Here is a 19105-nt window from a genome sequence, read left to right as displayed (position 1 = left end):
CGCGCGCAGCCCTGTATTTAGCCGAAAGTAACAAAGAGGTTGCTCTTATCACACTGCTGTGAGAACGTATACATAGATAAGAATGCGAATTAAAGGAGGAAAACGATGTCGGGAGTCGGCCTTGTACCGCTGCCGGAGCACGCGGCCAATCTGTATTTTCATCCGCCGTACGTTACGCTTGCCCACCTGTTCCATGCACCGCGGTTATGGGGCATCCCGAGCCGGGTGCTCTCGAGCTATCAATTCCAATACGTCGTCGAAGGCGCGGCCGAATACGAAATCGAAGGCCGGGTCATCCTGACCAGACGCGGGGATTTGATTTACCATTCGCCGGCGCAGGTGCATGAAGTGCGCACGTTCCCCGAAGAGAAATACATCTGCATCTCCATCCTGTTCGATTTCGGCGATATCCCGTATCCCGTGGAACAGCTGCTCGGCCCGGACCGGTACCTCGGCAATTATGCCGGCCATGACGTCGAGAAATTGCTCACGCAGCTCATCACGCATTATCACCAGCCCGGATTGGCTCATCATGCTTTATGCCAAGGGCTGCTGATGCAGCTTCTGAGCGAGGTTGCGAACTGGAAGCAGGAACAGGAAGCGCAAACCCGCGGCCAACAGAAAATCAAAACGAAAATGGTGCTGATCCGCAACTATATCGCGGACAACTTCAACCGCGACATCCGGCACCGCGAGCTCGAGGACTTGTCCGGCCTCAGCCGCAACTACATTATCCTGAAATTTCGCAGAGCCTTCGGCATGACGCCGTTCGATTATTTGACCCGCGTCCGCATCGAACGCGCCAAGGAACTCGGCATTCAAACGAATATGTCCATCGGCGAAATCGCCGGTCAAGTCGGCTACGCCGACGTGCATACGTTCGGCAGGATGTTCAAAAAGAAGATGGGCGCGAGCTTCAGCCAGTTCTGCTCCTCCATGGTGACGGACTGACGGATTACAAACAAACGATTAACCAATCGGCACACGTTCGGTAAAGCAAGCATGAAACGGGCAGCCGAATTCATGTTGAATCCCATGAATCGGCTGCCCGTTATTGGTTCATCTTAAGAATGATGCCGCTCGCAGCCGTTACGGACGGGATCGGGTCGGGAATATCCGGTCCACCATGGCGTTGAATTCCGCGATGAAGCCTTGGATCGGATGGCCGGCTTTCACGTCCGCCATGTAAGCGCCCATGCGGTCAACGAAGTCGGGATTGGCCGACACGTAGACGTTTTTGATCGACGGCGACATTTTCTTGACTTCGCTCGCGATTTGCGCCTTCATCGCCGCCGTCACGTCGCTGTCCGCGGCCATCCGGCCGGCGGCATACGGCATTACCGTCCTTGTCATGCCGTCCATGCCTCTCGGCGTGCCCGTGGACAAATTCGTCATGCCTCGCGCCGTGTCCCGAGTCGCGTCCGTCGTCCCTCTGGCAACGTCTCTGCCCAGATCGACCGTGCCTCTGGCCACGTCGCGCGGCAGATTGACGGCGCCGCGAAGCATGTCGCCGGTGCCTCTGGCCATGTCGCGCATGCCCCGGGAAACGTCCCGGCCCAAATCCATCGTGCCCCTGGCGACGTCCCGGCCCAAATTCGCCGTGCCGCGGGTTACGTCGTTCGTGTCCCTGTAGAGGGCGTTCGTTCCTCTATTCATCGTGCGGGACAGGTTGGTCGTGCCGCTCATGTCCGTGGATAAATTATTCAGCCCTCTCGCCGTATTCCTGGACATATTCGTTATGCCGTTGGGATGACCGGTAGTCAGGCCGTTGATATTATTGCGATTGCTGCTGACATAGTTCTTCGACGGTCCGCGCAAGTAGCTGTTGCTGTTCATGCCGAGCGACATGTTCTTCATGCCGTTCGAGACGTTGTGGAAGGAGCTGCTTTGCTTGCCGTTGGCCAGCGCGCGCGATTTCATATGCGGGCCTTTCGCCCCTGCGGTTCCGTACATGCTCGTGCCGCTGGTTCCGTACATGCCGTTCGTGCCGTAAGTGCTGCTCGTCCCGATCATGCCGTTCATGCCGTACGTGTTCTTCGTGCTGGCAAGATGCATGTTCGGCGTCGCGATCGAACTTGCCCGCGTACGGTGCGTATTCAGCGCATGCGCGTTGGTCGACTTCATGTTATACGGCCGCATGTAAGCCTGCTGCGTTCTGCCGAGCGGCGCCGGCGCCGACAGGCCCATCGCGTTTGCGCCTTTTTTCGCGCCGGCGTCGTTCTTGAGCGACACGGCCACGTACGCATTGTCGTCGGTCATCATGACGTAGGCCTTGCCTACCCCTTTGATGCCCGAGATGCGATCGGCCATCGCTTCGCTCATTTCCAAGCGGTAGTTTTTGTGCAGGCCGACCAGGTTGTTGCTGTTCAGCCGATGGCCGTCGACGCGGTTCATCTCGTTCATTTGATCGTTGGCAAAGCGGGTATTCAAGATCCGGTTGCCGTTCATATCGTACGAGACGCTGTTGCCACGAATGTTGCGATTGCCAAGCTCGCCGTGATTTTCCATACAGCCCGTAAGCATTGTGGATAACATCGCTCCGGCTGCAAGCATTGCCCACTTTCGCTGCATCCTCTCATCCTCCGTTTCATCATTGACCGTAATGATGCGGCCCATATGTAGCGTTAGCCGAACGGGGGCGGGCTATGCTGGCAACATTTTAGCTTAGCTGCGCCGGATCGCCTAAGCGGCTCGGAGTTTCCCGGCTTTGGAGCAGCACGCGGACGACCGCGGATGAGTACGCCGTTCGCGATTCCATCGTGAACGGCGCCGTCGCCGAAAGGATCGCGCGCGGCGCCGCCGTAGAGCTTCAAGCGCTTCATCGCTGCAAGCAAACAGGCAAAAAGGCTCCTGCATGAAGCGGGAGCCCTCTGCTTTGTATGGATGGCCGCAGCGGCGGCACATCGCCGCCCGATTCCGCGTTACACGAAGTTTCGCGTATCGTTGCTGCGCCCGAACTTGTAGACCGCGATCAGGAAGAACACGACCGCGAATGCGAGCAGCACCGCGAAATTCAGCCCGATATCGCCCAGCCCGCCGTTCGCCTGCAGCTTGCCGAGCGCCGCCAGCAGCCAGCTTTGCGGCAGGAAATCGGAGACGCGCTGCATGAATTCAGGCATCACGGACGCCGGGAAGAAACAACCGGCCACGAGGCAGCTCGGCGTCACGATAAAGTTCTGCATGGCGCCTGCCGCGCTCGAGCTCTTGGCGAACGAGACGACCGCCAGCGACAGGCTTACCGCCACGAGGGCGAACAGCGCCAGCAGGCCGAACATCGTGGCGAACGGCACGCCCGCGCTCAAGCGGAAGACGACCCGCATGAAGAAGAGCGCGATGAGGATCTGACCCGCCATGACGATCAGATTCACGATTATATTGGAGAGCACGTACACCTTCGCCGAGATCGGGGAAGACACGATTCGGAAGTAGGTCCGGTTTTCCCTGTTTTTGAGAATCAGCTCCGACAGGCTGCCTGCCGAAGTCAGCATGAACATGAGGAGGAAGCCGATCGACTGGGTGGACATTTCTTTCGTGTTGGACGTATCGTTGACCGTTTGCGCCGTTAGCTTGAAGCCTGCGCCGCTGTATTGTCCGTAGATGCGGTCGAACGTTGCGGCATCGCCGTCCGCGATCCGGGCCATGGCGCTGACGTTATCGACGTAGCTGGACAGCATGGATTTGAAATACGCGGTCACGGTCGCGCCCTTTACCGATTGCAGCGCGATATGATCCGGCTTGCCCGCCATGATGCTGTCGGAATAACCCGCCGACAGAATCAGTCCGGTGTCCAGCTTGCCGGCAGCCAGCTGCTCCCGAAGCTCGCTCTCCGTAACGTTCGTGAACTTGACATGATCCAGCTTGCCCAGGAATTGCACGGTATCCGCCGCAACCCGGGCATTTCCGTCGCCGTTGACGATGCCGACCTGAAGAACGGGCTGCCCGGTCGACCCGTACAGCACCGTTGCCAGAACGACGCCGACGACCGGAAGTCCGAGGTAGATGAGCCAATTGGATCGGTTCCGGAATATCCGCCGCAAAGTCGTTCGCACGAGAAACCATAATTCCTTCCGCATATCAGAAGCCCTCCTTATTCCGGCGCATGCTTGCCGTCGCGAGCAGCAGCAGCAGCGCCGCGCCGAGATACAGCCCGATCGCCGGCCAGGCGGCCGCCAGGTTGCCGCCGTACACGATATTGGTCAGCGCCTCGTTGCCCCATCTGATCGGCGACAGCCACGAGACGAAGCCCATGACGCCCGAATCGTCGACGGGGAAGTAAGCGCCCCCGAGGAAAGAAGTCAGCTGCACGACCAGCATGACCAGCGCGCGTCCGCCTCCGCCTTTCACCAGTTCGTTCGCCGCGATGCCGAAGCTTGTTGCCATGATGACCTCCGAGACGAGCACCGCGAATACGACCGGGAGATGCGCGCCCCAATAGGCATTGAACACCCACTTGCTGAAGAAGACGATGGCCAGTATGCAAAGCGTATTGGATACGACGTTGCCCAGCACCTTGCCGACGTAGATCTCGCCGCGCCGGATCGGCGCGGACAGCAGCCGGATGCCCGTTCCCCGGACGATCTCGGATCGGATGAGTCCGCCGGCGGACATGGCGCCCCATAAGCCGACCATGACCGTCATCGCCATCGCGTAATAATCCATCGAGCCCGGCGAACGATCGGCGGCAATGGAAAGCTCCTTCACGTAATCGCCGCTGCCGGCGCCCGCGAATACGAGCTCGGCTTTGGAGAGGTCGCCGTCCTGCGTCACGGCCGCCGCCGCGTTGTACTTGTCCGCGAACGTGCTCAGCATGCCTTGCACGATATTGCTCTCGATCGCGCTTCTGGTGCTGCCGTACTGCGACATGCCGGAATCCGACACCTCGACGTAAGCCGTGTATTGATTGTCTTCGATCGCCCTGCGTCCGTCCTCGCCCTGCTTCAGCTGCTCGAACGCAATGCCCATGGTGCCGAGCTCCTTCTCGAAAGCCTTGAACGCCTCCGATAATCCCGCACTGCTCGAATCGCGGACCAGCACCTTGATGTCGTTCAGCTGCATCTCGCTGCTGAAGGCGTTGGTTAACGTAATGCCCAAGATGAGCATGAGCACGATCGGAAACCCGAGCAGAAAGATAAACGTTCGAAAATCGCGAAAATGCTGCTTGATTTCTTTGACCGTGATGAGCCATGTAATCATGCGCGTACCTCCTTCCTTTCCCGCCTATTAATCTCTTAAGTTGCGGCCCGTCAGCGTCAGGAACACCATCTCCAGATTCGGCTCCCGCTCCTCGACCGCGCGGATCTCCGAATCGCCCTCCATCAGACGCTTCAGGATGCGGTTCAGGTTATCGACGGACGCGTCGCTGTGGATGCGAATGACGTTCTCTTCTTGACTGGCCTTGCGCACCCCGGGAAGGCCTTTCAGGCGATCGGCTTCGCCGCCGGCCGCGCTCTTCAGCTCGATCACGATGTCCTTCACATCCGTAACCGTTGCCTTCAGCTGCTCCTTCGTACCTTCGGCGATGATTTTGCCGTGATCCACGATGGCGATGCGCGAGCAGATCTCCTCGACTTCCTCCATATAATGGCTCGTATAGATGATCGTGCAGCCCGATTCGTTCAGCTTCCGGACCGACGCCAGGATGTAATTGCGCGACTGCGGATCGATGCCGACGGTCGGTTCATCCATGATGATGAGCTTCGGCTTGTGCGCGATGGCGCAGGCGATGTTCAGGCGGCGTTTCATCCCGCCGGAGAAGGTCTTGGGGAAGTTCTTCGCCTTGTCGCCGAGCCCGACGAACGCGAGCGCCTCCTCCGTGCGTTCCTTCAGCTGTCCGCCGCGCAGTCCGTACAACCCGGCAAAAAAGCTCACGTTCTCGTAGGCCGTCATGTCCTCGTAGATGGCGAGATCCTGCGGCACGATGCCCAGGCTTTGCTTGGCAAACCGGCTTTGCGTCTTGATATCCCGGTCCAGGATGCGGATCTCGCCGCCCGACGGCTGCAGCAGCGAACAGATCATGTTGATCGTCGTGCTCTTGCCCGCCCCGTTCGCGCCGAGAAATCCGAAGATCTCGCCCTCGCCCACCTTGAACGAAATATTGTCCACCGCGACGAAATCGCCGAATTTCTTGGTCAGTCCGCGTATATCCAGCACGTTCATTTTTCGCTCACTCGCTTTCGTATGATCGTCTATTGGATACCGGCTGGCGTCCCGACCGCCTGCCGTTCATCCTTCATGGCCTTATTATAAAAAAAAGGGATGCCCTTATGTCAGTGCATAAGTTCATCCCTTCCCCATGGGAAATCTCATATTCGCCTGCGATTCTTTCACGGCGCGCGTCAGGCTGCAATCTGCTTCAGCCCGCTTCGGGCAGGAGAAATCTCATATGCGGCTCTCCGGCGCTAAGCGCCGCCCGTCCGCGGAATGAGCGTCGTGACGACGAACCCGCGCTCGCCGTCGGCCGTTACCGTACCGTTCACGGCAGCCGTTCGCTCCTCCATGCCGATGAGGCCCATGCCTTTGACCACCTTGGCCGCGCCTTGCCCGTTGTCGGAGACGACGGCCTTGATGAAGCGGTTCAGCACCCGGACCTCCACGTGCACGGCGGACGCGCCGGAGTACTTGGCGGCGTTCGTCAGCGCCTCCATCACGTTCTCGTGCATGATCTTCCACTGCAGCGGCGTGATGGCTTCCATGCTTCCTTCATGCACGACCGTCGTCAGCAGGCCCGATTTGCCTCCGAAGGCTTCCACGGCGGAGCGAAGCCGGCCAATGCCGAGCTGCTCCACGGGCGGCTTCATATCCTTGAGCGTGAGGCGGATCTGTTCGATGCCCTCCTTGGAGATGGCGATCGCGTTGTTCAGCAGCGCCTCCGCGCCGTCCGGATCGCGCCGGAGCGTCAGTCTGGCGGCTTCCATCTGGATCAGCCCGCCGGTGATGGAATGCCCGATGCCGTCGTGGATTTCCTGCGCCAGCCGATTGCGCTCCTCGAGCTTCACGAGATATTCGCTCGCCTGCGCGAATTCCGCGTTGTCGTTCAACTGGCGGCCCAGTTCCCGATGTCGCCGCCGCGCGCGCTCCAGCTCGTCCTCCTGCGCGTTCACCCGGTTCATGTAACGCCTGATCATGGCGTAGTTATAAAAGCTGAACACGGCGATAAAGCCGTAATGCACCAGCAGTCCGGACGCCATGAACAGCATCGGCGCAAGCACGACCACCAGCGCGAAGCGCTGCCTGCGCAGGACGAACGAGGCCAGCTCGAAGAAGCCGAGCGGCAGCAGCAGCAGGAATTCCGGCTTCACGTAAGCGCCGCATGCCAGCACGTAAGCCAGCACGAGCACGATGAGCCCCTGCTTCAGCCGCTCCCGCTTCACGATATGAATGATCAGGTTCATGGCCAAATAAAGCAAAAAATAGAGCACGAGCAGCCGCGGCGCTTCCGGGCGCGAGAAGTACGCGAGCGCGATGACGTAGATCCATACGATCGTTTTGTTGCCGACTGTCCATAATTCCACGGCGGACGGGCCTCCTTCTATGCGGCTAGCGGGTCCTGCCCGTCAAATAATAAATGGCGATCTGGGTCCGGTGCTCCAGGGCCGTCTTGTTCAGGATCGACGTGATGTAGTTCGCCGTCGTGCCTTCGGAAATGAACAGCTCCTTGGAAATCTCCTTATTGGCGTAGCCCTTCGCGATGAGCGACATGACCTCGATCTCCCGTTCGGTGAACGGGCCGAGATCGATCGGACTGACGGCGGGCGCCTGCGCGGCCGTTTCGGCAGGCTGTACCCCCGAGCCGATGGAGGATTTCAGCTTGTCGAGGATGATGTCCTGCAGGACGTTGTTGCCGTGATAGACGCTCTTGATCGCATCGCGGATGCGTTCGGGGTCGTTGTTCTTCAGCAGGTAGCCCTTCGCGCCGCAGCGGACCGCCTCCAGGATATATTCGTCGTCGTCGAACGTCGTCAGGATGAGCGGCTTCGTCGCGGTATGTTGGGTAATGAGCCGCGTCGCCTCCACGCCGTTCATGTTCGGCATCCGCACGTCCAGCAGCGCGACGTCCACCTCGTTGATCCGGCAGTAGTCGACCGCTTCCTGCCCGTCCTCGACGGCGCCGAGCACCTCGAATTCCTCGAACGTACCGAGAATGATGCGCATTCCTTCGCGGATAAACGAATTGTCGTCCGCGATCAACACTTTGATTTTCACGCCGGCATCGCCCCTTTGCTCTTAGTTTACCTCATTCCGCCAAAGACTGGAAAGCCGCGGAAACGGATCCTGCTCGTGGATTGGCCTGCTGGCAGGACAAACGGAAAACTGCCTCCGGCCCATGACCGGAAGCAGTTTTCGATGGCTTGCGTTTGCCGATCAGGCGAATTCCTTCAGAAACGCCGTCAATCCTTCGTCGACACCCTGCAGCGGAAAATATTCCAAGCCGATATAGCCGGCGTAGCCCGCATCCCGGATCGCGTTCAGCACGTTGCGGTAGTTGATCTCGCCCGTGCCGATCTCGTGGCGTCCCGGGTGGTCGGCGATATGAAAATAGCCGATGCGGCCGATGTTCGCCCGGATCGTCGGGATCAAATTGCCTTCGGAAATTTGCTGGTGGTAGACGTCGTAGAGCACCTTCACGCGGCTGCTGCCGACCTTGTCGACGATCGCGAAGGCTTCGTCCGTGCGGACCAGGTAATAGCCGCGATGATCGACCAATTCATTGAGCGGTTCCACCACGAGCGTAATGCCCGCCTCCTCCAGGTACGGCGCGGACGCCTTCAGCCCTTCGACGATGCTGTCATGCTGCGCTTCGCGCGATGCGCCTTCGACGGCGTTCCCGACCGTCGCGATCAAGTATTCGCAGCCGAGCTTCTTCGCCGCCGCGATGCTTTCGATCAGGCCCTCGATATACGTGCCGCGCTGCTCCGGATCGACCAGATTGCCGTGCTTCGTGCAGAACGAGCCGACGCGCAGGCCGAGCCGGTCCTTCAAGTCCGCAAGCGCGTCCAGGTCCTTATCGCCCCAGCCCCAGAATTCGAAGGCCGTGAAGCCAAGCTCCCTCGTCCGCTGCATGCGTTCGGCGAACGACAGGTCGGTTTTGCTGAATATGGCATCCAGCGATGGTGAGAAAATCATGACGAGTCCCCCTCTCCAGTTAACGAAAGCCATGCTTGATGCCGGCTTCCGGTTGTTGATTAACGTAGTGTTCATAGGCTTCCGCGGCTTGGCGGAACGGAACGACGGAATCGATGATCGCTTCGCAATCGATCTTGCCGCTCGCGAGCAGCTGCCGGCAGGTATCGCGAATCCGCTTGAAATCCCAGCTCGGATGCTGCGGATTCGGCTCGCTGCAGGCCAGGGTTCTTGCAGCGGATGGCCGTCCGCTCGCAGCCGTGACTCGGCGAGGCGTATTCCACGCGGCGCGACGGCAATCATCGGGAAAAACAACGCTGATTCTTCCTGGATGGAAGCGCGGAAGCAACACTCCCATTGTACGCCCCTTCCGCATGAAAGCGCTATTAATTTTTGTGTTTATTTATTACTCGGATGTGGCATGTTTGCTGATTTTCGAAGCTAACCTTTACGATTGCGGGCTGGAAGAGGCGGGGCGTTCCTTTGCCGACTGAACCCCGCGTCCGGAATGTACCTAAACGATTAAAAATATCCCCCGCCGACGACCTTCGGCAAAACGAATTTATGGCGAAAGATGGATCGCCGCAAGGCGGCGAGCAGTTGCAAACGGCGGCTGGCAAGGCAGGCCAATCCGCTGTTCCGTGTGGGATGTTTAGGAGCTTCGCGATTCGGCTAATGAACCTTGAGAACAGCTGCAAAGGAGGCCGATGCCATGCCGTGGACGCATGACGATTATCCGGAGTCGCTCAAGAACTTCCTGGCTCCCGTGCGCAACAAAGCGATCGACATTGCCAATGCGCTGCTGGAGGACGGGTACGAAGAAGGACGCGCGATCTCGATAGCGACCTCTCAGGCGAAGGAATGGGCGGAACACCGGCATAAACGGATCCGCAAGAAAGGCCATTAAATCGACGCAAGGCCGGACAGAGGTTGTTTCCGTGCACCACATCGTCTCCGATGGTGCGCGAGACAGCCTCTGTTTGTTCTGGTTGGTGGCGGGAGAGGGGCGGCGGGGTGATTTTCGATTGCTGCTGCTTGGCCGCACGATGTTTGACCGCTGACGTGTGTCCGAGCACCGCGTGCCACGATGGCACCCCGCACCGGGATGCGCGCGGTGCGGAATTTTTTCTGTAATCGAGCGATGTGCAGGGAAGCTACGACATTCAGCAAAAGTGCGGTGAGTCGAAGGAGATTCCCGAAAAATCTGCGGCTTAGTCAGCGATCAAGTAGCGATTGGGGAAAAACCACCAATATTCGGCATTTCTCAACGAAAGTGGCGATCATGTAGATTCCTGCAGATGACCAACGTCTCTGGCAATATACAGTGAACTGGGGAATTACTGCAAATCTACAGCATTTTCCGAGATTGAGCATTGAATCGAGACATTCCTGCAAATCTGCAGCATTTCACGGCATCTACGCGCATGGCGACTCATATATACTGTAATTCCTGTATATTTGCAGGATTCTTCTCTTGAAACCTCCAATCCGAAGCAAATTCCTGCACGATTGCAGCATTTCGAGAATCTGCCATCGAACTCTCCCTCCTAACCAACCTGGATCCTAGCAGATGCCGCGCTCAGGAATCTTATGCTGCATCCTCTATGAAATGGGTATACTAAAGTCAGCGATCGAATAATAGACCTTCACCCGAGGAGGATGACGATGAAAAGAATGCCCTACGTGCGCCCGACGGATTATTACGACGAACGGATCAAGGACATCGACGAGCATCTGTGCCGGTTGGTGCGGCAGCGAAAGGACCTTTCGAACAACAACCCGGGCTATCCGCCTTTCGACTATATTGCGGAGTGGGCGGCTGCTACAGGTTTGTACGAGGATTTATTGAAATCGTTGTTCGGTCTCCTGCACAACGAGGAGCATTTCCGCACCGTCGTCGAGCCCGCCGGACCAGTGAAGCGCAGGCTGGTGTCGCGATTCGTCGAACTGGAGAATTCTTTATACGCCGTGCCTTTTATCAACCAATATCCGAACGCGAGCGTCGTTCGTTTCACGATCGACCGGGATGAGGAAACCGATGACCGAAGCGATCGCGCGTCCCGGAGAAACTTCTACGAGCTGTTCATCGACGAGACGTACGAATGCAGGATGACGATCGGGAACAGTTCGTCCGGCCACCATGTGTATAATTACGTGGTATCTCCGCCTCTGCCGGACGATCTGACGGGAATGGAGCTTAAGTTCCAGGCCTACGCTGCTCCGCTGCGGAAAAACCCGATTGGTCCGGTAATCGCCATTGGCCTCTGATCTTGCTCGCCGCACGAATGAGAAGCGTCCATCGTGGCCGAAATTGACATCGGTATTAAGTAGTCATTCGCTGCTCATGGCTTCGACGACGAATTAAACGTACGTCGAGATGAACTCCCGGCCAAATAAAAAATCAGACCGCCTGCATCCCGGATTGCCAGGGAATCGGCGGTCTGTTCCATTTAACGCGGGACTTCCGTCCCTTCCGCGAAGGCGACGTCGAACGGCAGCAGGTCCAGCTCCAAGCAGCCGTCCCGAAGTTCCGGGACCGGCGCTTCCGCGGGTACCGGGTAGCCGTCCGCCGCGCTAACGCCGTCCGGAAGTACGACGCCGCGTTCGTCCAGCATGCGCAGCCGGTGCGGACGAAAAGCAGGCGCCTTCACGCGAAGCCGTATGGCGGCGTCCGTGTAATTGGCGATCATCATCGTCAAGCTGCCTGCCGCGCCCCGGACTGCCAGCGCTTCGTAAGATAGCCGGTCACGCACGCGGCATGCCACGACTTCCGCGCCGGGAAGCGCGCTAATCGCGGCCAGAACATGATAGAGCGGATACGCGGCGGCCCCGCCCTCGTCGATGACGCCGAGCGGACCGGCCGTCTCGTAATAGCATGCGCGGTCCGCGCCGGCCTCCGCCAAGCTCTTCACGCTGCCGAGCGTCCAGCCCGCGCCGAACAAAGACCATTGCCGGGCATCCGCATGATTCGCCCGGTTCTCGGCCGCGAGCGCCGCCTCCGGGCTCGTCGCGTTCGGATTGAGCCGCGGCTTGAACGTGATCGGCCCGACGCCCAGCGGCAGGCCAGGCGCGATCGCTTGGGCGCTGCGCACGGCCGCACCCTGCGCCGCCGCCGCTTCCGCGATCGAAGCGACGTCGAACGCGTGCACCTGCGGATTGACCGCGAACGTCGCCGCCTCCATCGAACCAAGCGGCAGCGCGGCGCGGTTGAACTCCGCGAAATACGCCCGCGAGCCGCCGCCGACCCGATAGTCCAGCCCGGCCCCGTCCCGCAGCGCAATCAGCAAAGCTTGCAATTCTCCGCTGCCGACATACTCGGAGGCCGGATAAGGGAAGACCGCCTCCACGCGCAGCTGTCCCGCCGCAATGGCATTAACCAACAGCTCCGCCTGCCGGGCGCATGCATCCGCATCGCCGTCGAACAACGCTTCCAGCTCCAAGCCACAGCCGAGGAGACCGGCATTCCGGGCCGCGACATCGAGCTCCGCCGTCCATGGCGATTCCGCCGATAAACGGATCGTCGTCCTCAGGAAAGCCGGCCGAAGCGCAAGAAGCTTCTCCGCTTCGCCTTGCTCCAGGGGCACCCCCGGCGCGCTGCCCAATCCGATTGCCGGCACCCTGCCGGACGAGCGACCCAGAAGCTCGACATGCGGCATGGCGCCGCCGTCTTCCGTTCCCGTCTCCGCCGGCGAAGCATCCCCATGCAGGCGAAGCGTAACGGACTGCCTCACCTGCTGGCCCGGCTCCACCCGAACCGGGAAAGGCAGCGATAACGGGGTGCAATACGTCTTGAACGAAGCGTCCGTCCAGTTGCGCTGATCCTCCATCTCGAACAACTCCCCCGCGAACCGGAGTTCCGCGGTCAAGCCGGGCCTGACCGCGTGGCGAATCGCCCGCATATCCATAAAGGGCTGATGCGGCGAGATCCGTTCCGGGAAAATGCCGGCCACGATGCCGGAGGACGTCTCCGCTTCGAGCGGCACGCCGGCCAGCTCGGCCGGGTGAAGCACGCAGAAGCCGATCCGGTTCTTCATGAACGCGGACCGGGCCGTTCCGTCGAACGAGAACGCGATGGTGCCGTCTTCGCTTCCGTCGATACTGCCCTGCCAGGCAAAACCGATCTCGCCCTGCCGGTGTTCGGCGAGGAACCGGACGCGGAACGACGTCGCCCCCCGTTCGATCTCGACGTCCCGGAACACCGGCTTGACCGTTCCCCAATTGCGGTCGCGCACGGCGGCGTATATGCCTCTGACGATCTCCTGTCCCCCGCAACGGATATAGCGCAGTCCGCCGTCTTCCAGCACGGCGGTCAGCGGACCCGCGCGCAGCTCGTGCCGCTCCGGCAGCGGCTCCGGCGATCCGTAACGAAGCATCCGAACGCCGCGCTCGCTCACGGACGCCGCATGCCGGAATACGGCCGTTACCGCGCAATCCCAGAACGGATTGGCGATTTCCCGCTCCGACGCGAAAGCCAGCTCCATTAATTGTCCCGTCATCCCGTTGTCCTTCATCCTGTGTTCCTCCCTTAGTCATGAAAACCCGATCGGCACGCCCGGGGCAGCCTGCTCGCTTGATTAGCGCCGGCCGGCGGTCTATTTCGAAGCCGCCCAAGCGTCGAGTTGCTTCTGCTTCTCCGCGATGATGCTGTCGATGCCTGCCGCCTTCAGCTTCTTGTTCAGCTCCGGAATGTACTTGGCCGGATCGAGTCCGCCGGAGTTCAGGCCGATCATGTATTGATTCAGCGCCGTGCTGCACGCCGCGATTTCGTTCTGCACCAACGTCGGATCGAACGTGAAGCCGAGCGCTTTCGATACCGTGGCCCGTTCGTTGTAGGCTTTGGACAGCGCCCATTTATCCGGATCCTCGGACTTGAACACGTAGCTGTTGAACTGGTTGCCGAAGATCCATTGGTCGCCCTGCGCGCTGTAGCCGACGTTCGTCGCGTCGACGCCCTGCGGAAATGCGATGACGTCGCCGCCTACCTTCGCATAGTGCTTGCCTTCGATGCCCCAATCGATCAAGTTCAGGAGCGTCTTGTCCGCGTAAAGCAGGTTCATGAACATCGTATCCCGCTCCGGATCGCCGGCGGTCGAGGAGATGGAGAGCATGGCGCCCGTCACGTCGCCGACGCCGGAGACCGGCTTGCTGAAGTCGACCTGCACGAGATCCTTGCCCGAGGTCAGGCTCTTCTCTTTGTCGATGCCGGGCTTGGCCTGGACGAAATACGACGCCGCCCTGCCGTTCTTCATGTATTCCTCGCGGGTTACCTGCGTGGTCGAAGCGTCCGGCAGGAAGTAACCGGCCTTCGCCCAGGCGCGGCCTTGGTCGATGATCGCCGCGTATTTCGGGCTTTCGAACATGTCGATGACCTTCAGGTCGTTGTCGTCCCAGTCGAATACGCCGAAATAATCGCCGTTGATCTGTTCGAACTGCGCGCGGATGACGGACTCCATCTCGTTCCAGCCGACGATCGGGACGATGTCCTTCTCGTTGTCCTTCAACACCTTGAACCAGGCGCCGAAATCCTTGTAGCTCTTGATCGATTCCGGATCGAAGCCGTATTTGTCCATCAGGTCCTTGCGGATGATGAGCGCCTGGTTGCTGGCGTATTCCTTGTTCGCCGGGAACCCGTACAGCTTCCCGCCCACCTTGGCCCCTTCCCGGTAGATCGGCGCCAAATTCGCCTTCATGTCCGGCGCGAACTTGGCGATCAGATCGTCCAGCGGCAATATCTCGCCTTTGACCGCCTGGTTCGTGTAGCCGAGCCAGTTCGCGGTATAGAACAGATCGAACTTTTCGCCGGAAGCGAGCATCAGGTTCGTTTTATTTTGATAATTGGCCCAGTCGACGTAATTGAGCTTGACGGTCGCGTTGATCTTGCCCTTCAAATACCGGTTGATCGCCGCTTCGACCTGGGCGGTTTCCTTCGAGATCCCGCCAGGCACGAAGAGGCTGATCTCGTACGGCGCCAGCCCCGCGGCACCCGAACCGCCCCCGTCCGCGGACCGGTCGGATGCGCTCGCGTGCGCGTCGGCGCCGTCCGCGTTTCCCTCGTCGGCCCTTCCCGCGCAAGCGGTCACAAGCCCGACGGCCGCGGCCAGCGCGAGCAGCGCCAGCGCCCTGTGCCTCTGTCTCCCTTTCATGGAACCCTCCTCCTCGCCCGTGCCGTCGTTATGTTGGTTAGGCGGTCCGCATGGCTGTCCGGGCCAAGCTAGCCTTTCAACGCGCCGGCGGTCAAGCCTCTGACGAAGTACCGCTGAATGAACGGATAGGCCAGCGCGACCGGGCCGATTCCGGCGACGGCCATGGCCATCTGGATCGTGGTGCCCGGGAAATCCGCGTTCGTCTGAACCTGACTGTGCTGAAGCAGGTATTGCAGATTGAGCAAGGTGCGCTGCATCAAGTACTGCAGGCTGATGTTCTTGTCCCGCGTCTGAAAGATCAGGCTGTTGTACCAGTCGTTCCAATATTGCAGCGCGTGGAACAAGCCGACGGTCGCCAGCACCGGCAAGGACAAGGGCAGCACGATGCGGAAAAACACCGTCAGCTCTCCCGCCCCGTCGATGTGCGCGGACTCGCGGATCTCAGGCGGCACCGATGCGGCGAAGAACGCGCGCATAAGCAGGACGAAGAACGCGTTCATGAGCAAGCCGGGCACGATCAGCGCCCAAATCGTATTGGCGACGTGCAGGTATCTGGCGTATACCAGGTACCACGGCACGAGCCCCCCGTTGAACAGCAGCGTGAAGAACGCATAAAAGGCGAACGCGCGCCGGAGGCCGAAGTCCGTCCGCGAGATCGGGTACGCGAAGGCCGCCGTCATGCTTAAGCCGGCCAGCGTGCCCACGACCGTTGCGGTAATCGTAGCGCCGTAAGCGCCGGCGAGCGCAGCGGAATCGCGGAACAGATACGCATACGCCTCGAGGCTCCAACGGGACGGGATCAGGCTGTAGCCGCCATGCGTCACCGCCTCGTCGTCCGTCAGCGAGACGGCCAGCACCAGCGCGACCGGGGCGAGGCAGAGCAGCGCGTAGACCGAGAACAGGGCGACGATCAGCGCGCCGGCCGGCCGCGACACGGCGTTCGGCGCGTACGCCCTGCGGCTTCGGGCTTGCCGCGGGGCCGCTTTCGCGGGGTTCATGGCGCTTCCTCCTAGAATAGGGCGTCGTCCTTGCCGAACTTGCGGACGATCAGGTTGGATCCCAGCACGAGCATGAAGCCGATCCCCGCTTGATAAGCGCCGGCCGCCGCGGCCATGCCGACGTCGTTGCGCAGCCGCAGCGCGTTGTAGACATAGGTATCGATGACGAGCGTCGTCGGATAAAGCGTACCCGTCTGCAGCGTCGTCTGGAAAAACAAGCCGAAGTCCGCGAAGAAAATCTTGCCGATCGCGAGCAGCGTCAATGCGGCGACGAGCGGCCTGAGCGCCGGCAGCGTGACATGCCGGAATTGCTTCCACTTGCCCGCCCCGTCGATTAGCGCCGCTTCGTAATACTCGGCATCGATGCCGAGCATGGCTGCCCAATAGATAACGGTGCCGTAACCGATGTTTTTCCACAAATAAACGAGCAGCAGGATGGCCGGCCAATATTTCGGTTCGTTGTACCAGTCGATCGGCGCGACCCCGAGCGGCGGCAGAAGCCGGTTATTAACGAACCCGTGCTCGTTGCTCAGCATCGCGAACACCAAGTACCCGACGACAACGAACGACAGCATGTAAGGAAAGAACAGCAAGCTCTGGAACAGACTCGCAAGAAACCGCTTTCGTATCTCGTTCAAGAGCGCGGCGAACAACACGGCGCCGATCGTCCCGGCGACGATGAAGGCGAGGTTGTACAAAACCGTGTTGCGCGCGATCAGCAGCGCGTCCGGAGAGCGGAACAGGAACTCGAAGTTCCGCAGGCCGTTCCACGGACTGCGCAGCGGGCCGTCCCTGAAGTTGACCTGCTTGAACGCCATCGCGATCCCGAGCATCGGCACGTAATTGTTCACGAACAAATAGAGCGTACCCGGCAGCAGCAGCAGGAAAAGCATCTTGTTCCGCCTGAATTCCCGGCGGAGGGAGCCGCGCTTGCCCGCCTTGTGTGCTGGTTTCATGCCGTACGTCCTCTACGTTAGGATATATCCCTAATTATAGCTTCCGGGCATGCGGCGGCAATTGACTAAACCGATCGAAATTACGCTCAGCCGACCTCTTGCTTCGAGCGGCGGCTGGCACGGACGGAAGGCTGGCGAGGCGATCGGGAGATTTTGCGAACGTTCCGCAGTCATCTTCGCGGGCAGGGATGGATCGCTCGTTCCCAAGATGCCTACGTAAGTATGAACGGAGCGCGGTCGTGCCGGCGGACACCTGCGAAGGCAGGGACGGACCGCTCGTTCCGCGGACGCCTATGCCTGGTATTTCTTCCGGAATTCCTGCGGCGACAGCCCGACTACCCGTTTGAACAGGCTCGTGAAATACGGAATGTTGGCGTAGCCGGTCTTCTCCCCGACGTCGCTGACCTTCTCGTTCGTCGTGATCAGCAGCTCCTTGGCGCGCTGGATCTTAAGCTGAATGATATATTCCTGCAGCGATTGGCCGGTCTCCTTGCGGAACAAGCGCGAGACGTAATCCGCGTTCAGATAGACGAAAGCGGCGATCGCTTCCCGCGTGAAATCGCGGTCGATATGGTCCGCCACGAACTGCTTCACTTTCGATACGACGGCGGATTGGTCCCCGCCGCTCTCGCGGATCGTGCGCGCGGCTTCCTCCACGACGGTGTGCGCCCAGCTGCGGTAACGGCCGAGCGTGCGCGTCGCCTGCGTCAAATCCTGACCCTGCTGCCATTCGAACAGCCGATGCACGGACAGGCCGAGCTTATGGAACACGTGGTAAATCATATTGGCCACGGAATGGTAAAGCGCGTGCAGCGTCTCCGACGTCAGCCGGCGGTCGGCGCCGATCTCTTCCAGGTACGCGTCGATCCGCAGCAGCAGCTCCGTGGTCTTCGCCGTCTCCAGCAGCACCTGCCACGCGTCGACGGGCGGCGGCCGGAGGCGGCCGAAGCTGTCCTCGCACCGTCCGTCGCCCAGTCGGATGACGTTGCGCGAATTCGTCACGTTGCTCCGGAACGCGTTCATCAGCTGCGCGTAGACGTCGGGCAGCCCAAGCAGCGGCACCGGCCTGCCGACGTAACACGACAAGCTGCAGAACAAGTAGCGGTCGCAGGCTTCGATGAAATCGCCGCAGCGCCGCTCGAGGCCGGGGACGTCGCGCGGGCCATAGAGGATGACGATCAGATTGCCGGCGCGGTCGCGGAAGACGCTGCCTTCCCTGAGATCTGCGAGCATTTCTTCCGCGGCGTTGCCGAGCGCGTAGTGCATGATTTCCTCGTCCCTGCGGTTCAGTTCCTTGTCCCATTGCTCGACGCCGACGAGGACGGGAAATACCTGGTCATCCGGGCCGAGGGGGATGCCGTATGCGGAGAGCTGCTCCCTGATTTCGTCCGGGGGCGGACTGAACTGCGCCTCCAGCAGATTCTGCCAGAAGCGCTCGATCAGATGCGGCTTCTGCTCCTCCCACAGCTTGTAATACTTCTTGTACGCCTCGTTGAACCTGCGATGCTCGTTGTCGCTCTCCAGCTTCTCGACCAGCTTGTGGACGACCCGGCGAAGCTCCTCGTACTCCACGGGCTTCAGCAGGTATTCCGCCAATCCGAGGTGCAGCCCCTGCCGGACGTACTGGAAATCCGAATGGCAGGTCAGAAAGACGGTCGCGATGTCCGGGTACTCGTTTCTCACCCATTCCAGCAGCTCGAGACCGGATACGCCCGGCATCTCGATGTCGCTGATCAGTACCTTGACGTCATGCTCCCGTATCAGCCGCTTCGCCTCCATGACGGAGCCGGCTTCCAGCACGTTAGCGAACCCGAGCGAACTCCACGGGACATTGCTCTTGAGCGCCTTTACGGCATACCATTCGTCGTCCACGATCAGCACGTCCATC

15 protein-coding genes and 1 pseudogene are annotated in these 19105 nt (G+C 60.2%); 3 read left to right on the top strand and 13 right to left on the bottom strand.

What is annotated here, in order from left to right; all coding sequences use genetic code 11:
• Window positions 1–105 precede the first annotated feature (105 nt).
• Window positions 106–951, top strand: a complete 846-nt coding sequence (locus AC50YL_RS29390; RefSeq protein ID WP_494836670.1) for a helix-turn-helix transcriptional regulator — start codon at window positions 106–108, stop codon at window positions 949–951.
• A gap of 138 nt (window positions 952–1089) precedes the next feature.
• On the opposite strand, the gene AC50YL_RS29385 is transcribed toward AC50YL_RS29390, so the two are convergent.
• The 8 genes from AC50YL_RS29385 to AC50YL_RS29350 all read right to left on the bottom strand — a co-directional run bounded on the left by AC50YL_RS29385 (window position 1090) and on the right by AC50YL_RS29350 (window position 9478).
• Window positions 1090–2571, bottom strand: a complete 1482-nt coding sequence (locus AC50YL_RS29385; RefSeq protein ID WP_494836668.1) for a YhcN/YlaJ family sporulation lipoprotein — start codon at window positions 2569–2571, stop codon at window positions 1090–1092.
• 350 nt (window positions 2572–2921) lie between these two features.
• Window positions 2922–4073 carry an ABC transporter permease gene (locus AC50YL_RS29380; RefSeq protein ID WP_494836667.1) on the bottom strand — a complete coding sequence of 384 codons (1152 nt, stop codon included), beginning with the start codon at window positions 4071–4073 and terminating at the stop codon, window positions 2922–2924.
• Between the two features lies 1 nt (window position 4074).
• Window positions 4075–5193, bottom strand: a complete 1119-nt coding sequence (locus tag AC50YL_RS29375) for an ABC transporter permease (protein ID WP_494836665.1) — start codon at window positions 5191–5193, stop codon at window positions 4075–4077.
• Between the two features lie 27 nt (window positions 5194–5220).
• On the bottom strand, window positions 5221–6156 hold the full coding sequence (locus AC50YL_RS29370) for an ABC transporter ATP-binding protein (protein WP_494836664.1): 936 nt from the start codon (window positions 6154–6156) through the stop codon (window positions 5221–5223).
• Between the two features lie 242 nt (window positions 6157–6398).
• The gene (locus AC50YL_RS29365; RefSeq protein ID WP_494836663.1) at window positions 6399–7511 is read right to left on the bottom strand and encodes a sensor histidine kinase; all 1113 of its coding nucleotides are present in this window, start codon (window positions 7509–7511) and stop codon (window positions 6399–6401) included.
• 25 nt (window positions 7512–7536) lie between these two features.
• On the bottom strand, window positions 7537–8202 hold the full coding sequence (locus AC50YL_RS29360) for a response regulator transcription factor (RefSeq protein ID WP_494836662.1): 666 nt from the start codon (window positions 8200–8202) through the stop codon (window positions 7537–7539).
• Window positions 8203–8361: 159 nt separating this feature from the next.
• Entirely contained in the window at window positions 8362–9123 is a 762-nt protein-coding gene (locus AC50YL_RS29355) for a hydroxypyruvate isomerase family protein (protein ID WP_494836661.1), read from the bottom strand.
• A gap of 19 nt (window positions 9124–9142) precedes the next feature.
• The gene (locus AC50YL_RS29350; protein WP_494836660.1) at window positions 9143–9478 is read right to left on the bottom strand and encodes a hypothetical protein; all 336 of its coding nucleotides are present in this window, start codon (window positions 9476–9478) and stop codon (window positions 9143–9145) included.
• A gap of 354 nt (window positions 9479–9832) precedes the next feature.
• Between AC50YL_RS29350 and AC50YL_RS29345 the strand changes: the two are divergent.
• Together AC50YL_RS29345 and AC50YL_RS29340 are read left to right on the top strand one after the other, a co-directional pair.
• Window positions 9833–9994 (top strand): annotated as a pseudogene (locus tag AC50YL_RS29345) (DUF2188 domain-containing protein); the annotation flags it as partial.
• 791 nt (window positions 9995–10785) lie between these two features.
• Entirely contained in the window at window positions 10786–11388 is a 603-nt protein-coding gene (locus AC50YL_RS29340) for a hypothetical protein (protein WP_494836659.1), read from the top strand.
• Window positions 11389–11570: 182 nt separating this feature from the next.
• Here AC50YL_RS29340 and AC50YL_RS29335 read toward each other — a convergent pair whose 3' ends face one another.
• From AC50YL_RS29335 to AC50YL_RS29315, 5 genes are all read right to left on the bottom strand, one after another.
• Entirely contained in the window at window positions 11571–13631 is a 2061-nt protein-coding gene (locus AC50YL_RS29335; protein ID WP_494836658.1) for a D-apionate lactonase family protein, read from the bottom strand.
• A gap of 81 nt (window positions 13632–13712) precedes the next feature.
• Window positions 13713–15263 (bottom strand): ABC transporter substrate-binding protein, encoded by a 1551-nt coding sequence (locus AC50YL_RS29330; protein WP_494836657.1) that lies wholly within the window; start codon window positions 15261–15263, stop codon window positions 13713–13715.
• Window positions 15264–15331: 68 nt separating this feature from the next.
• Window positions 15332–16261: a carbohydrate ABC transporter permease gene (locus AC50YL_RS29325; RefSeq protein WP_494836656.1), complete on the bottom strand. Its 930-nt coding sequence runs from the start codon at window positions 16259–16261 to the stop codon at window positions 15332–15334.
• 11 nt (window positions 16262–16272) lie between these two features.
• Complete coding sequence (locus tag AC50YL_RS29320) at window positions 16273–17217, bottom strand: ABC transporter permease subunit (protein WP_494836655.1); 945 nt, start codon at window positions 17215–17217, stop codon at window positions 16273–16275.
• 291 nt (window positions 17218–17508) lie between these two features.
• On the bottom strand, window positions 17509–19104 hold the full coding sequence (locus tag AC50YL_RS29315) for a response regulator (protein ID WP_494836654.1): 1596 nt from the start codon (window positions 19102–19104) through the stop codon (window positions 17509–17511).
• Between the last annotated feature and the right edge of the window lies 1 nt (window position 19105).

The sequence above is a fragment of the Paenibacillus sp. J22P277 genome (assembly GCF_059383675.1).
The sequence above is the reverse complement of the archived record's forward strand: the minus strand, read 5'-3'. Positions and strand labels throughout refer to the sequence as shown.